General features: G+C 46.1%; 12 protein-coding genes. 11 read left to right on the top strand and 1 reads right to left on the bottom strand.

The features are described from left to right. Window positions 1–124: 124 nt before the first annotated feature. Window positions 125–1723: an isocitrate lyase gene (locus ACJJII_RS19850; protein WP_282932507.1), complete on the bottom strand. Its 1599-nt coding sequence runs from the start codon at window positions 1721–1723 to the stop codon at window positions 125–127. A gap of 114 nt (window positions 1724–1837) precedes the next feature. Between ACJJII_RS19850 and ACJJII_RS19845 the strand changes: the two genes are divergently transcribed. The 11 genes from ACJJII_RS19845 to asnB all read left to right on the top strand — a co-directional run bounded on the left by ACJJII_RS19845 (window position 1838) and on the right by asnB (window position 16528). After that, a complete protein-coding gene (locus tag ACJJII_RS19845) occupies window positions 1838–2773 on the top strand; it encodes a LysR family transcriptional regulator (RefSeq protein ID WP_108733532.1) in 936 nt (311 codons plus the stop codon). A 176-nt stretch (window positions 2774–2949) separates the two neighbouring features. After that, window positions 2950–5124 (top strand): malate synthase G, encoded by a 2175-nt coding sequence (locus ACJJII_RS19840; protein ID WP_444917457.1) that lies wholly within the window; start codon window positions 2950–2952, stop codon window positions 5122–5124. Window positions 5125–5376: 252 nt separating this feature from the next. Beyond that, window positions 5377–5913 carry a Rieske (2Fe-2S) protein gene (locus ACJJII_RS19835; RefSeq protein WP_444917456.1) on the top strand — a complete coding sequence of 179 codons (537 nt, stop codon included), beginning with the start codon at window positions 5377–5379 and terminating at the stop codon, window positions 5911–5913. Between the two features lie 225 nt (window positions 5914–6138). Then, window positions 6139–6987, top strand: a complete 849-nt coding sequence (locus ACJJII_RS19830; protein WP_444917455.1) for a right-handed parallel beta-helix repeat-containing protein — start codon at window positions 6139–6141, stop codon at window positions 6985–6987. An 86-nt stretch (window positions 6988–7073) separates the two neighbouring features. Beyond that, entirely contained in the window at window positions 7074–7922 is an 849-nt protein-coding gene (locus ACJJII_RS19825) for a NosD domain-containing protein (protein ID WP_444917454.1), read from the top strand. Window positions 7923–8247: 325 nt separating this feature from the next. Then, window positions 8248–10428 (top strand): FUSC family protein, encoded by a 2181-nt coding sequence (locus ACJJII_RS19820; RefSeq protein WP_444917453.1) that lies wholly within the window; start codon window positions 8248–8250, stop codon window positions 10426–10428. A 17-nt stretch (window positions 10429–10445) separates the two neighbouring features. Next, a complete protein-coding gene (locus tag ACJJII_RS19815) occupies window positions 10446–10658 on the top strand; it encodes a DUF1656 domain-containing protein (protein WP_353057030.1) in 213 nt (70 codons plus the stop codon). A gap of 2 nt (window positions 10659–10660) precedes the next feature. Next, window positions 10661–11782, top strand: coding sequence for an HlyD family secretion protein (locus ACJJII_RS19810; RefSeq protein ID WP_444917452.1), 1122 nt, complete (start codon window positions 10661–10663; stop codon window positions 11780–11782). Between the two features lie 40 nt (window positions 11783–11822). Continuing rightward, on the top strand, window positions 11823–13283 hold the full coding sequence (locus ACJJII_RS19805; RefSeq protein WP_444917451.1) for an efflux transporter outer membrane subunit: 1461 nt from the start codon (window positions 11823–11825) through the stop codon (window positions 13281–13283). 133 nt (window positions 13284–13416) lie between these two features. After that, complete coding sequence (locus tag ACJJII_RS19800; RefSeq protein WP_444917450.1) at window positions 13417–14457, top strand: aspartate/ornithine carbamoyltransferase family protein; 1041 nt, start codon at window positions 13417–13419, stop codon at window positions 14455–14457. 31 nt (window positions 14458–14488) lie between these two features. Then, a complete protein-coding gene (gene asnB, locus ACJJII_RS19795; RefSeq protein WP_444917449.1) occupies window positions 14489–16528 on the top strand; it encodes an asparagine synthase (glutamine-hydrolyzing) in 2040 nt (679 codons plus the stop codon). Window positions 16529–16633 lie beyond the last annotated feature (105 nt).

Raw genomic sequence — 16633 nt, 5'->3', positions numbered from 1 at the left:
CAAGTAATAAAAATTGCAGAGATCAAAGCGTAGGCAAACTTGCGGTGCTTTGAGATGAACCCAATGGGTTCAAAAAAAGAGGCGGCAAGTGCCGCCTCAAATTTACTGAAACCGTACCGGTCGATTAACCGAACTGGTTCATGGTGTTGTCTTTACCACCAGCCTTCAGGGCAGCATCACCAGCAAAGTATTCTTTGTGGTCGTCGCCGATGTCGGAACCAGCCATGTTCTGGTGCTTAACGCAGGCGATGCTCTGACGGATCTCTTTGCGCTGTACGCCTTTCACATAGCCCAGCATACCTTGCTCACCGAAGTACTCTTTGGCCAGGTTGTCGGTAGACAGGGCCGCAGTGTGGTAAGTCGGCAGAGTGATCAGGTGGTGGAAGATACCAGCTTCGCGAGCCGCGTCGGCCTGGAAGGTACGGATCTTCTCGTCGGCCGCTGCAGACAGCTCAGAGTCGTCGTACTCGGCGCTCATCAGGTTGGCGCGGTCGTACGCGGATACGTCTTTACCCTCTTCAGACCAAGCATCGAATACCTGCTGACGGAAGTTCAGGGTCCAGTTGAAGGACGGGCTGTTGTTGTAAACCAGCTTCGCATCGGGAACGACTTTGCGGATTTCGTCCATCATGCCGCCGATCTGGCGAACGTGAGGCTTCTCGGTTTCGATCCAGATCAGGTCTGCACCGTTCTGCAAAGAGGTGATGCTGTCCAGGATGCAGCGCGCTTCGCCAGTGCCCTTGCGGAACTGGAACAGGTTGGAAGCCAGACGCTTAGGACGCAGCAGCTTGCCTTCGCGGTTGATGATTACGTCGCCGTTGGCCAGCTCGGAAGCATCGATTTCTTCGCAATCCAGGAAGGAGTTGTACTGGTCACCCAGGTCACCCGGCTTATTGGTTACAGCGATTTGCTTGGTCAGGCCAGCGCCCAGGGAGTCGGTACGGGCAACGATAACACCGTTGTCTACGCCCAGTTCCAGGAACGCGTAGCGAACTGCGCGGATCTTGGCCAGGAAGTCTTCGTGAGGAACGGTTACTTTACCGTCCTGGTGACCACACTGCTTCTCGTCAGAAACCTGGTTTTCGATTTGGATACAGCAAGCACCCGCTTCGATCATTTTCTTGGCCAGCAGGTAAGTTGCTTCGGCGTTACCAAAACCTGCATCGATGTCGGCGATGATCGGTACAATGTGAGTCTTGTGGTTGTCGATCTTGTCCTGGGCAGCTTTCTCAGCTTCTTTATCGCCAGCTTCGCGAGCGGCGTCCACTTCGCGGAACAGGTCGTTCAATTCGCGGGCATCAGCCTGGCGCAGGAAGGTGTAGAGCTCTTCGATCAGAGCAGCTACGGAAGTTTTTTCGTGCATGGACTGGTCGGGCAGAGGACCGAATTCGCTGCGCAGAGCGGCGACCATCCAGCCGGACAGGTACAGGTAGCGGCGGTCAGTGTTGCCTTCGAAGTGCTTCTTAATAGAAATCATCTTCTGCTGACCGATGAAACCGTGCCAGCAACCCAGGGACTGGGTGTACTTGGACGTGTCCTTGTCGTAGTTTTCCATGTCGGCGCGCATGATATCAGCGGTGTACTTGGCGATATCCAGGCCGTGCTTGAATTTGTTCTGGGCACGCATACGGGCAACAGATTCGGGATCGATGGCGTCCCAGGAGCTGCCATGACTTTCACGGAGCTTTGCTACCGCGTCGATGTCTTGAGTGTAAGTGGACATGACTGTAAATCCTTAAACGGTGACTGCGATTAGGTGTTGAGTATCTTAGGAGGAGTGGCATAATTTGCCTAATTTATTGATTTTATTTTCACTATCGATTTGGCGAATAGATGTATGCAACTGGAAAGAGCTGACCTGAACCTGCTGGTTTACCTCGATGTGCTACTGCGCGAACGCAATGTGACCCGTGCAGCCAATTACCTGGGACTGTCCCAGCCGGCCATGAGTAATGGCCTGAAGCGTCTGCGGGAACTGTTTGACGATCCGTTGCTGGTGCGCACCCGTGAGGGCATGATGCCCACGGAAAGGGCTTTGGAATTGCAGCCGATGGTGCGCGAAGCACTCTCTTCCATTGATCGGGTTATCCAGCCAAATCGGGATTTTGACCCCGCCAATACCCGCCGCACCTTCCGCATCATGGCCAGTGACTACGCCGAGTCCACCCTGATACCGCCGCTGTTAAAGCAGCTGCGGGATGACGCCCCGGGTATCAGTCTGGATATCATGACGCCCAGTGATGTGAGCTTTGTGGATGTAGAGCAGGGCAAAGTGGATATGGTGATCAACCGCTTTGACAGTATGCCGCAGAGCTTTCACCAGGCCACCGTATGGCGCGATAGCTTCTCCTGTGTGATGCGCGCTGATAACCCGATACTCCGGGATTACAATCTGCAGAGTTATCTGGAAGCCCAGCATATCTGGGTGAGCAAGACCGGTATGGGGGTGGGTGTCGGGGTTAACCCGGAAGATGTACAGCGCTTGGGCTGGGTAGATGAGGCCATAGGTCGTTTGGGAGAGAAGCGGGATATCTCCGTTTTCACCCGTCACTACCAGGTAGCTATGCTGCTGGCTGAACAGAGCGATCTGATCGTAACGGTGCCCACTCGCCTGGCTCAATTGGCCAGTGATAATCCCCGCGTGGTGAGGCGTGACCCGCCCCTGGATATTCCCAATTTGGAGTTGAAAATGGCTTGGAGCCCACTGTTGCAACAGAGCGCCCCGCACCGCTGGCTGCGCCGTTTAATTCTCGATATTGGCCGCGCTTTGTAACGATGTTGCAGGTGGGCGCTGTGTCTGCGCGGTTCTGTCCGGGCAAACACACATCAACTGCTTTGTCATAAAAATTCGATCTATGAATAGTGGGAATTGTGTCTATAAATTAGCGGTATGTGGAAATGGCTGTTTAGAATGCCGCTATTCCAACAATCTGATGAGAGGCCCTGGGTATGACGGAACGAGTCCAAATCGGCGATCTGCAAATCGCACCAGAACTTTACAACCTGGTTTGCGAGGAGGTGATTCCAGGAACTGGAGTTAGCGCCGAAGCTTTCTGGGCCAAATTGGAATCTATTGTCCACGATCTGGCCCCGGTAAATCGCGCCTTGCTGGAAAAACGCGATGAACTGCAGGAGACCCTGGATCGCTGGCACACGGACAACCCCGAGGGTTTCCGCGATCTGGAAGGCTACCAGACTTTCCTGCGAGAGATCGGCTACCTCGCCGACGAGCCTGCTGAATTTAGCGCAACTACCGAAAATGTCGATGAAGAGATCGCCATCCTGGCGGGACCTCAGCTGGTTGTGCCGGTAATGAACGCACGCTACGCCCTCAATGCGGCAAACGCGCGCTGGGGCAGCCTTTACGACGCACTCTACGGTACAGATGTGATCAGTGAAGAGGGTGGCGCGGAAAAAGGTACGGAATACAACCCGGTTCGCGGCGCTAAAGTGATCGAATATGCACGCAACTTCCTCGATCAGTCAGCCCCGCTTACCTGCGGTAGTCACGCTGAGGCGGTGCAATACCGCATCAATGGTTCACTGCTGGAAGTGGTACAGGCCAATGGCGACATCGCCACCTTGAAAGATGCCAAGCAGTTTGTTGGTTATTTGGGTGACAGCGAAGAGCCTTCCAGCATCCTGCTGAAGCAGCATGGTTTGCACTTTGAGATCCAGGTGGATCGCGAGAGCCCCATCGGCAAAACCGATGATGCCGGTGTTAAAGATGTGCTAATGGAATCCGCGCTGACCACCATTATGGATTGCGAGGATTCGGTAGCGGCTGTCGATGCTGAAGATAAGGTAGTGGTTTACCGCAACTGGCTCGGTCTGATGAAAGGCGACCTGAAGGAAACCATTAGCAAAGGCGGCAAGTCCTTTGAGCGCAAGCTCAATGCAGATCGTGAGTACACCTCCCCGAATGGCAACCAGGTTACCTTGCCGGGGCGCAGTCTGATGTTTGTGCGCAATGTCGGCCACCTGATGACCAACGATGCAGTGCTGTTCGGCGATGGCCAGGAAATCCCCGAAGGGATTCTCGACGGCATGATCACCAGCTTGATCGCTTTGCATGACCTTCGTGGTGAGAGCCCGATCAAGAATTCCCGTGAAGGCAGTATCTATATCGTAAAACCAAAGATGCACGGCCCGGAGGAAGTGGCTTTCGCCAATACTCTGTTTAACCGAATTGAAGATGCGCTCGATCTGCCCCGTTACACAGTAAAAATGGGCATTATGGACGAAGAGCGTCGCACCACTGTGAACCTCAAAGCCTGTATTGCCGAAGCGAAAGAGCGTGTAGTCTTTATTAATACTGGCTTTCTGGACCGCACCGGTGACGAGATCCATACTTCCATGCTTGCGGGCCCCATGATTCGCAAGGGTGATATGAAGCAATCCACATGGATTAACGCCTACGAAGAATGGAATGTGGATGTTGGCCTGAACAGCGGCCTGAAGGGTAGGGCGCAAATAGGTAAAGGCATGTGGCCAATTCCAGACCAGATGTCAGCCATGATGCACGCTAAGTTGGCCCACCCAATGGCCGGTGCCAATACGGCGTGGGTACCGTCGCCCACGGCTGCTACCTTGCACGCCTTGCACTACCACAAAGTGGATGTGAATCGCCGCCAGGAAGAGATTCAACATCGCCATCACGCTAAGCTGGAAGATATTCTGACAGTTCCGGTGGCGGCCGAAACAAACTGGAGTGCTAAAGATATCCAGCTTGAGTTGGACAACAATGCTCAAGGTATTCTCGGCTATGTAGTGCGCTGGGTAGAGCAGGGCGTGGGTTGCTCCAAGGTGCCGGATATCAATGATGTTGGCCTGATGGAAGACCGTGCAACCCTGAGAATTTCCTCTCAGCATATTGCCAACTGGCTCAAGCAGGGTATCGTTAGCGAAAAACAAGTGCGTGAAACCATGGAGCGTATGGCTGCTGTGGTAGACCGCCAGAATGCCGGCGACTCCAACTATAACGATATGGCACCGAACTTTGATAAGAGCGTTGCCTTCCAGGCTGCTTGTGAGCTGGTATTCGAAGGTTGTGCCCAGCCGAATGGTTATACCGAGCCGGTTCTGCACCGCCGTAGACGCGAGTTTAAAGCTCTTAATGCATAATTGCTGAGCTAATTGAGATTGAAAAGGCCCCAATGGGGCCTTTTTTATTTTGGGGTATCTGCATCAGCTATTAATCGGTTTTAGCTCTATTACCCTGCGCTAATCCAGATTGTCGCAGGTAATTTTGTGGGGGAGCCTCTGACTCTTAAGTTGTATTATGGGGCTTCGGTTTGCGCAACTTGCCATCTTTAATATTCATTATTGAAGTGGGTGGCTGAGGCAAAATTAGGTAGTGCATCTTAGGGAATTGTGATGAGCAAAAGGAAAATTCTTGTTCGGTGTGTCTGGGGCTTGGCTTGTGTCGGCTTAATATTTTCTTTATACCCCTTTGTTGAAAGCTTGAAACCATCTGCTGCAACGGATGGGCCTTTGACTGTTAGTGTTTATTCAATCCCTAAAGGCAAGATGAAAATCTATGAATATGAGGGTAGGCCTTTAGCAATTTATCGGCCTACAGAAAAATATTTGAAAGAGCTTGTTGCTAATAATAAATTGACAAATGGCCCCTACTATAGCGAAGGGACTATCCCAGACTTTTTTGTTTATTATCCGCTGAGTACCCATAAAGGGTGTTTTCTTTACGATTCTTCAGAGTTTGCGGGAGATATACCGCTGCAAGGCCTATTTGACCCTTGTCATATGGGGTTTTGGGATTATTCGGGCAGATTTATTAAAGGAATCAATATGCCTGATGAGGTTCAGCTAAAGAATCTTGAGGTAGAAGACAGTTATCGATTGGAAAGCGACGGTGTTATACGGTTTCCTAAAAAGAAAATCGTGAGTCACTAATTTTTAATCTCGGGTTGTTCACTGATCGCATGGCTTCTAATAAGTTGGGACAGTATTTTAGGTTTGTAGGGGGGCGGTCGTTGCCAGCACGTTGACGCTAATATTTTAAATTGTAGCCATGAGATATATTAATAACACCTCAGTAAGGATGGGAATATATTCTTATGGCAGATTGCTCCTTATGGTTCGACACTGTGATTTTAATTTCATGTCGAGATTCCAATTATGTTTAATCCTCCGAACAAGCTACATCTAGCAGGATTAATAGTGTTGCTGTCGGGCTTTTCTTCTTTTGTTACAGCAGATGTTCAATGTGGGGATACTATTACTGATGCGCAGATTCTTACTGTCGCGCTTTCTTGCAGTGAAGATCCAGCGATTAGGGTTGAAGGTCCTAATGGTAGTCTTACTATGTCAGGCAACGGTGCTGTTGAATGTACGACTGATGGTATAGGAATCCATATGCTGGGGAAGTCTGGGATTGTCATGGGAGGGCTTGTCACTAATTGTGATTTAGGGTTGTTGCTGGATGGAGATGGTTCCCATAAAGTGATTGGTGTAACAGTTGAAGAATCCTCTAGCGCAGCAATTTTTGCACAAAGTGACGGTAATCTAATTCGTCAAAGCACGGTGTCGAACACTACTAACGTAATAGCATCTGGTTTGGAGCTAGATGGTGAGAGAAATGTTGCCGTTGGTAATAATGTGTCTGGATTTTTAGAATATGGAATAGCTGGCTTTGGTTTCTATTCATATATTGGAAATAATTATGTAGAGAATAGTGAGTTGGGGATTATATTGGGTGCATTAGTAGTTGATGGAGAGAGTATAGGTGCTTCGTATTGCGTAATTGAAAGTAATACAGTGGTAGGCAGTCTACGTACGGGGATTGGAATAGGCGCACCCTATACATATCCTAACATGGATAATTTAGTGACAGGGAATACTGTAACTGGAAGTGGTAATGATGATATTTTGGATGATAATGAAGAGTCAGATTGCAGTGATGGTTTAAATGTGTGGTCTAACAATGCTGCTGATACATCATTTCCATCCTGCCTTAAAAATCTTTAGAAGTTAAGAAAATATTCCTATAGTGGGTTGATCGTAAAGAGGCGACACTTTGGTGAAGCTATACTCTACTTGCTGAGGTTCCATAAATGTCCTTCTCTCCAAAAACACTCCTTGCTCCTGGGGTGGTGATGTCAACTCTATACTTTTCTTCAGTCTGCATTGCAGATGTTGAATGTGGCGATACTATTACTGACGCGCAGACTCTTACTGGTGAGCTTTCTTGCAGCGAAGATCCAGCAATAACGGTTGAAGGTCCTGACGGTAGTCTTGTAATGTCTGGTGAAGGCGCAATTGAATGCACTACCGATGGGGTTGGGGTACTTATGTTGGGAACTTCAGGAGTTGTGACGGGTGGAGTTGTTAGTAATTGTGAAACTGGATTGGAGTTGGCGGGGAGTGGCCTACATAAAGTATTCAGTGTAACCGTCGAGGAATCCAGTGGCGCAGGCGTTTTTGCAGAAAGTGATAGTAACCTTATCCGACAGAATACCTTGTCAAACACCACTAATGTTCAGGCATCGGGTATTGTGCTGGAAGGGGTTGCTAATGTTGCAATTGGAAATAGTGTCTCTGGTTTTTTTGAAAATGGAATAGGTGGCTTTGGTTTCTTTTCTTATATTGGGAATAATTATTTAGAAGGTAATGCTGTTGCTATAAGCCTGGGAGCAAGAATAATTGATGGTGTGACTGTAGGTGCTTCTTTTTGTGTTATTGCCAGTAATAATGTCCAGAATAATGAAATTTGGGGCATAGCGATTGGAGGTCCATATGTCATTCAGAATATGGACAATGTAGTTAGTGGAAATACAGTAGCAGGCAGTGGTTTTGATGACCTTTTAGATGACAACGAGGCTTCAGATTGTGGTTCTGGGACCAATATTTGGTCTGGCAATACAGCAAATACTTCGTTCCCTTCATGCCTTAAAGATTTATAAGTAGTGTATTTTGGGTGTGGCTCAGTTAGTCATAATCTTGATCTTTAGGCTTGCAGAAAGGAAAAGTCTATAAGGATGTACCTGCATGTTTGGGGGATTTAGGCGTTTATTTTTATTGTTTGTCAGCTTTTATATTTCATATTATTTGGATTGATTCTTAGATCTGGGGCTGGTTTAGAGAAGCTCGCCGATAGCGAATTTCTTTAGCTCTTGGTATGCCATACTTCCTTTTGGTTATCCAGTATATATTCGGGGTGAATATATATTGCTGTGTCATAGATCAAAATGACGAATTAATAGTATGTAGAAATGGTCGGAGAAAGCTTTGCAGTTGTCTCGTAATGTTAAAGAGTCGATTAAGCTAGCAACAGCTTTAGTGATCGTTTATGCCATTGCCTTGGGCCTGAATTGGGAAAAACCTTTTTGGGGTGGATTTGCTGTTATTGTTTGCAGCCAGGCAAATCTTGGGCAGTCGCTAAATCGAGCTATTTTGTGGATTTTAGGGACGCTATTTGCCTTGCTAGCTGGCTGGTTAATCGTCGCGTTATTTCCACAAGATCGCTGGTTGTTTATGATCGCCCTATCTATTTGGGTGTCTATCTGTGTTTATTTTTTACAGAGATCGAACTACCAGTACTTTTGGCTTACAAGTGGTTATGTCATCTTTTTATTGTGGGATGTGACCGGTGGTGACTTTTCTATCTCCTACAAGGCTGGGGTATTACGTATTCAGGAGTCCCTGCTCGGAATAATTGTCTACGGATTGGTAGCCGTTTTGATCTGGCCTAACTGTAGTCGTGGTGAGTTAAGAAGAGCATCTTTGGATTTATTGAGAGAACATCGTCGATTTGCGGACAATTGTTTTTCCCGGGTTAGAAGTGGCGAAAAAATAGAGATTAGGCGTAAAAAGCGTGTTGCTCTTTTAGAGCTTGATACGCGCTTACAAACAGCCATTGGCGATGCGAGCTCAGATAGTTATGAGGTGTGGGAATGTCGAAAGCAGTGGGGTCACTTTGGTCAATCTGCGACAGCCGTCACGCAATCCCTCTTGAAGTTGGAAGAAAGCTTAGCCCTCTCTGGTGATCTGGGTATATCGAAATTCCTTATTGGTGTCGACGAATACATGCCCGACATTGAGGGGCGTCTCGCGCAAGTGGAAAGCGCCCTTTCAGAGGAAATGCCTGTAGATAGTGCCAATGGGAGAGTGGTTCGAGGAAATATTGAAGAAGTAAAGAGGTTGTCAACCTTTGAAACCGCTGCTTTAGCCGTTACTAGAAAATCCTTAAATGACTTGGAGGTAGAAACCCGATCTCTGATTGATTCAGTAAACGATATACAAACCCGGGGTGACTCCTATTCGAGACAGGTAAGTAGTGATGGTATAGGCTGGCTTGGAGCTTTGATGCCCGATCCGGACAGGTTGACTAATATTGTCCGTGTTCAGATGGGAATGTGGATCGCTTATCTGGCATATCTTTTTATCCCTGACATGATTGGTGGATTGCTGGTTATATTACTGATAACAGTAATAGGTATTCTCGCCTCAATGACCCCCAAAATTCAATTGTTTGAAACCTGTGTTTTTACGATTTTAGTGTGCATATTATCGGCACCTATATATTTCTTTCTAATGCCGAAACTGCACGGATTTTATTCGTTGGCTGTCGTGATTTTTGTATGGACGTTTGTAGTAAGCTTTTCCTCAAATAAGGTCTTTGGACCCCAGTCGATGATTCGAACCCTGGTTCTTATCTTTCCCCAGATTATTTTTAATTTTAACAACTCTCAAGAGTATAGTTTTGTTGTTTACACAAATTATCTATTTGTGTTGGCAATAATTTTTTGTATTTTGGCCGTTTCAAGAAATATCCCCTTCACTGCCCACCCAGAAATAAACCTGAAGAGAAGTATTGACAGGGTTCTCAATAGTGCCGCATGGCTGGTGGTGGAGGGCGATATTCCGAAAAAGAAGAGGAAATCATTGTTTTTCCGGTTATATATATTGTACCACCTGAATATTATTATGATCTCAAGGAAGAGAGTGTTCTATTGGGTGGAGGGTATTTCTGATAAAAAAATGCGGGGTATGACCAGAAGCCAGATGCAAAGCCTTATAGGTTTGGCCATGTTGATATCCAACCAAGTTAAGCTGTTATATAAGATAGATAAGAAGAAAATCAATTTTGTGGCTCCTAAAAGATTACTTCGCGAGGCATTCATATGGAGGCGGCTTGCAAGCAAAATACTTATCTATTTTTCTGGTGGCAACCAAAAGGTTGATATTGAATCCCTGCGAAGAGGTTATAGGAGGATATTTGAAAGGGCAAATATTGATGTCGGTGAGTTGATGGAGCTAAGGGAATGTAGTGAAAAATCCAGAGAGGGTGTAACAAACTTTCTTTATTTCTTGGGTGTTACCCACTGCATCAATAATTATCTGGTAGAGTTTCGTCGCGTTTCAGAATCTGTGGATTGGAAGGCTTTCTGTGAGGAAAGGTGTCTTTAATGTCTGTAGGGTTTTAAATGGAAAGAGTACCGCACGATATATCAATAGGCAGTTTCTATCTATCACCAATATTGGTGATAGCTTTGTTTGGTGTTGTTGCGGCCTTGTTAACCGCTAGGCTTTTGGATCGGTATCGTTTATCCCGATATTTTGCTAATCCACCGGTTGTTATTATCTCCCTCAGTGTAATTTATTCAATTTTTATAGGAAGGATATTCTTGGGAATATAGTAGTGGCTAGGTATAGAAAATATATTTTTACTGGAACAATAGCGCTTGTAGCACTGCTGTTACTTATTATCCAGTTCTGGAGATATCTCAATAATCCCTGGACCAGGGATGGAAAAGTGCAGGCGGACATTATTCAAGTGACTCCCAGGGTAACTGGACAGGTAGTTGAGTTGCCTATTAAGAATAATCAGTTTATTAAAGCAGGGGAACTACTGTTTCAGATTGATCCGAGAATATATGAAGCAGCCTTGGAAGAGGCCAAGGCAGAGTACGAGGAAGCTCTCGATACATACCGAGCACAAAACAAGAATGTTCTCGCCTATGAGGCCAGGATTAGGGAGTCAATAGCAAATATTGATCTGGCAAAAAGTAATATCGGGGCGCTTGATGCGGAAATCGCAAGAACCAAAGCTGAATATGATCGGCAGAGAGAACTGCTACCCCAGAGAGCGACATCAGTAAGGGCATTGCAAGCGGCTCAGGCTGAGTATGAATCCACAATTGAGTATCGAGCGGGTGCAGAAGCCAGCTTGGTAGAATCTATGGCTGCTTTGGAGCAATCCCAAGCGGAGCTGGAGCAGGTTAGAGCACAATTGGGAGCGCTTGGAGCCGATAACCCGGGCGTTCGTGCGGCTTTTGCGCTGCTGGAGCAGGCGCGGCTTAATCTCGAATACACAACAGTTGTTGCTCCGGTTACTGGTTATGTCACCAATATAGATTTTCGTTACGGTGATCAGGCTGTCGCCAACCAACCTGCACTTTCTGTAGTTGATATAAGCACTTTTCGCATTGATGGTTTTTTTCGCGAAACTTTTGTTCGTCGGATCGCTCCGGGGGATAAAGCGTTTATGAAGTTGATGGCTTATCCTCATCTAGAATTGGAAGGATATGTTGAAAGTATTGGCTGGGGTATTGCTCGCAAAGATGGAACTGCGGGTAATGACTTGTTGCCAATGGTAGATCCCACATTTGACTGGATTCGCCTTGCACAGCGTATTCCTGTCAGGATTCATCTGACAGAAGTCCCCGAATCTGTGAAGCTTCGTGTTGGATTTACCAGCTCAGTGCTAGTAATGAGCAATTCTGCGGGCACCGAGCAAGATGAACCGGTGCAATCTCAATAGTTTCAGGAAAGGGTTAATACGGAGCCTACAGGGGTGTCTGTTGGCATTGCTGCTCACCCTCGGCAGTAGTTGTATGCTGGGGCCAGATTACCATCCCCCACCGGTAGAGGTCGAAAGTGAGTGGATCTATCAAACCAGCTCAAAACTGGATACTTTGGAAGCCGTTAACCCATTGTGGTGGCAGTGGGCATTTTCAGATGTGACGCTGGACGAATTAGTTTCACTTGCGATTGAGAATAACCTGGAGCTGCGTTCTGCGGCTCTTAGGGCCCTCCAGGCCCAGCAACAGCTAGCCATTGCAATAGGCAACCAGTATCCCCAAACACAGCAGCTTGAGGGACTTATTGATCGTTCAAAGTATGTTCGATCGGGGATTACCGGCAATCTGCAGACTGAATACTACCCGAACTTCAACTTAACTTGGGAATTAGATACCTGGGGACAGTTAAGAAGGCTGGTTAATTCGGCCGCAGCAGATTTTGAAGCCAGCATAGCTGACTATGATGGTGTGCTGGTTTCTATTATTGCCCAGGTGGCGCAAACCTATATCAATATTCGCACAACGAAACGCAGGCTAGAAGTTGCCAGGGAAAACATTCGCGTACAACGTGAGGGTTTAAGGATCGCGAGAGTCAAATTTCGTGCAGGAGAGGTCAGTGCACTGGATGCGGAGCAAGCGCAGGCTTTGCTCAGTAACACAGAAGCCAGCGTGCCGGGACTGGAGATAAGCTTACAGCAGTTTGAAAATGCCCTGGCAGTCCTTCTGGGAATACCTCCTAATAGTTTGAGGTACATCGTCTCTTTTCCCTCATCCATTCCTATGATTCCCACAGTCGTTACTGTTGGTATGCCTCAGGATCTACTAAGGCAGCGACCTGATATCCGTGCAGCAGAGCGACGGCTGGCAGCTCAAGGTGAATTAATAGGCGTTGCGAGGGCGGAACTCTATCCAAATTTTAGTATCGGTGGGGAGATAGGGGCTATCGATATCAATGGCGGTCAACTTAATGGCAGCAGTAGTGCCTGGGACCTTTTTATTGAATTTGATTGGAACCTCTTTAACTACGGAAGACTTCGGAGCAATGTCAGGTTACAGGATGCGATTTTTCAGCAGTTGGTGTCTGACTATCAGCAAATAGTTCTGTTGGCGCAAGCTGATGTGGAGAACGCTATTGTCGCTTATATAAAATCTCAAAGGCAATTAGTTCACTATGAGGTGGCTGCCCAGGCCTCCCAGCGATCTGTCGATATTTCCCTGTCTCAATATACTAATGGCCAAGTGGAATTTGATACTGTGATAACTACGCTGATATCAGATGTTCAGCAGCAGGATATTTTGGCAATAGCGCGAGGTGCCGTGGCAGCGAATCTGGTGCAGGTGTATCTATCGCTCGGAGGTGGATGGCAGATACAGCAGGGAATTCCACCATTTCAACTTCTTCCAGAAGACATTCAGCAGGAAATGTTAGAAAGAACACCGTATTGGAATAAGGTTGAATAAAATTGGTTGAAGCTTCTTAGTTTGATGGTGGTACTAGATATATGAATTTAAGTAACCGTATTGTAAGTGCTTTATCTGCACACAGATTATTCAAGCGATAATTGTCCCGTCAAATTCTATTTAGGTTTTGGTTATGATGACCAGCGCTCCGATCGACAAAGATATAAATTTGATGACAAAAGCTCTGGTAGAGACTATCCCAGAGCGGGGTAGATACTTAGAGTCCCTGACTGGTAAAAGCCTTATATCGAGCAGTCAGCTTAATAGAGATGGAATATTGCAGTTACTCAGACTTGCTGCTCGCTGTGAGCTGGATAACAGAAAATTCTCATGTCATTTAAACAATAAAATCTTAATCAGCGCATTCTTTGAGTCGAGCACCAGGACGAGGCTATCTTTTGAAAGCGCCTGGCTGCGACTTGGAGGGAGCACTGTTTCAATTACAGATAAAGGGACAACACGTATTGGTGTCGGAGAGAGCTTAAGAGATGTTGCAGAGATGGTAAGTAATTATGGTGATTGTGTAGTTTTGAGGGATTCTTCTGAGGATTCAGTGAAAATTATGTCTAATAATTTAAGTATACCAATCATCAATGCTGGTAACGGGATAGATGAGCACCCCACGCAATCCCTTATCGATCTATATGCACTTCTTAAGTGGAACCCTTCCATTCTGTCAGGAAAAAGTCGAAAACTCTCCATTGGCTTAATTGGAGCGCCAGCTCGAATGCGAGCGGCGAGAAGCCTCTTGATACTCATGAGCTGTTTTCCTGAGTTTTTCTCAGAGGTTTTTGTGCTTTGTGATGAGGAAGAACAAGAACCGTTTAGGCAAGCGCAATTATCAATGCTTCAGGAAAAAGGTTTAAAAATAAGGTTAACGGATAAGATTGGAGATATTCTTCCCCGACTCGATGTGGTCTATATGAATGCTATATCCCTAAAAACAGCGGGGCATAGAGATTTTGGGTCTGGATATTTTATAGATAATAATTCTCCTTTGAAAAAACAAGCTATCGTGCTGCATCCTTTACCCCGAATGGGGGAGCTTGATAGTAATCTGGATGATACGCCCCATAATTGGTATTTCATACAGGCAAAAGGTGGTGTGTACGTCAGAATGGCTTTGGCAATGGCTATTTGTGGCCGCCCTAGTGAGATCGTGGACATTATCTAGCCCGAAATGAACCCAATAAAAGGTATCGTCTATGTGTGGAATAGCTGGGATTCTTCATAGTGCGCGTACAATGCCTGTCGATGGTCAACTCCTTCTAAATATGGCTGCTATCCAGTTCCACCGTGGCCCGGATGGTGTAGGTTTTACAAACCCTCCAAGTCTAGGATTTGGGATGAGTCATGTGCGCTTATCGATCAATGACCTGAGTGATGAGCGCGCTTCTCAGCCTTATGTATCAGAAGATGGTCGTTACTATTTGGTTCATAATGGTGAAATCTATGATTATCAGCGAATAAGAGCCAGACTGAGGGCCTCTGGAGTTTATTTTTTAAGTAAAAGTGATTCCGAAACTATCTTGCATCTTATTGCGGAGTTAGGTCTTGTTCGGGCTATTAAACATCTTCGAGGAGAATTTGCATTTGCCGTTTACGATCAAATGGAGGACTGCCTCTATTTGGTTAGAGATCGGTTTGGAGTGAAGCCACTTTATTGGGCAAGAATCAAAAAAGGTTTAGTATTTGGTTCTGAAATTAAAAGTTTGTTTGCCCACCCTGATGTCCAAAGAAGACTAACAGCGCATGGAGTGTATCACCAGCTTATTCAGGTATCGATTCCTGGAACAACCGCTTTTGAAGGGGTTTTCCAGGTTGAACCTGGGTGCATTACAAAAGTTAAGCGAGACAACACTGAACTGGCTGTTACTCAACATAAATATTGGGACATCGATTTTTTGATTTCAGATGAGTATGCTCGTGACAAGTCTGATGAGTATTATATTGAGGGTTTGCGGGAACAAATTATAGACTCCGTGTCTTTGAGGCTTCAAGCTGATGTCCCAGTAACCTATTATCTTTCAGGTGGTGTTGATTCGGGTAGCTTGCTTGGAGTAGGGCAGTCGCTTTCGCAGCAGGATCTCACCGCCTTTACGATAGCGTTTGAAAATCCGGATTACGATGAGTCTCATATCGCAAAGGAAGCCGCGAGTGAGATTGGTGTCAGCCAATTCATAGTAAAAGTAACTGATGAAGAAATATATGAAAATTATTCAGAAACCATCTGGCATACCGAAAGGACATTTTACAATACATTATCAGTAGCTAAATTTTTGCTCAGTAAAGCTGTTAAGTCTAATGGCTACAAGGTTGCAATTACTGGGGAGGGGGCAGATGAGCTATTTTCTGGGTATCCTGCATTTAAAAAAGATTTTTACTTGTATGGCACATCTGAAGCTGAGTTGAATAAACGAAGAACCTGGCAGCAACATCTAGAAAGGAGCAATAGCTTATTTAAGGGAGCTATGCTGCCAATTGATAGTTATCGATCAGAGGGGATGGAACGGACTTTAGGATTCACCCCTACATGCTTGCAATCTTGGTTAAGCTGTCATCATCAAGCAGAAAAATTGCTTAACAAAGAGTGGCGTAAAGAAATATCTGGTTATGATGCCGGGAAGGCAATTGTTGATACGCTAGATTTATCACAACTCGAAGATAGACATCCGCTGGATGTTGCTCAGTATGTTTGGATTAAAACTATGTTTGAGACCCAGATATTGGGCTGGGTAAGTGATCGAGTAGATATGGCGCACTCCATTGAAACCCGTCCGGCCTTTCTCGATCATCACCTGGCAGCGTTTGCTATACAAATCCCACCATCGGTCCGGATTAGCGGAACTACAGAAAAGTATGTTCTTCGCGAAGCGATGAAGGGAGTTCTTCCGGATGTTCTATATAAAAAGCAAAAATTTGCATTCATGGCTCCTCCGGTAGAGACAGCTACCGGAGCTTGGACTTGGGTGCAACGAGTTATTGAGAAATTTCTCAGCCCAAAGGAGGTTAATTTAGCTGGATTGCTGCGATATTCGGAAATAGATACTTTAATTCAAGAGTATAAGTTACCGACCTTGCATCGATCAAAAAAAGTTCAATTGGATGCGGTGCTCAATCATATCTTGGGAGTGCAAATATTATATAAGCGTTTTATTGAAGCTGATCTGCCATTGTTGGCGCAAGAAAAATCCTTTCTTCTTGGTTGGAGTTTGGATCGTATGGTTAAGTATCGTAAAAGTTAGAAAACAATAGGAAGTGAGATTTTTTAAGTGCCTATAATGTTTAATTATCTTCGTATGTAAGAAGTGGATAAGTGATCCTATGGCGCCTACTCAGGTTGGTTTACG

The sequence above is a fragment of the Microbulbifer maximicatervae (SeqCode) genome, from assembly GCF_052467825.1.
This window is presented reverse-complemented; position numbering and strand designations above follow the sequence as displayed.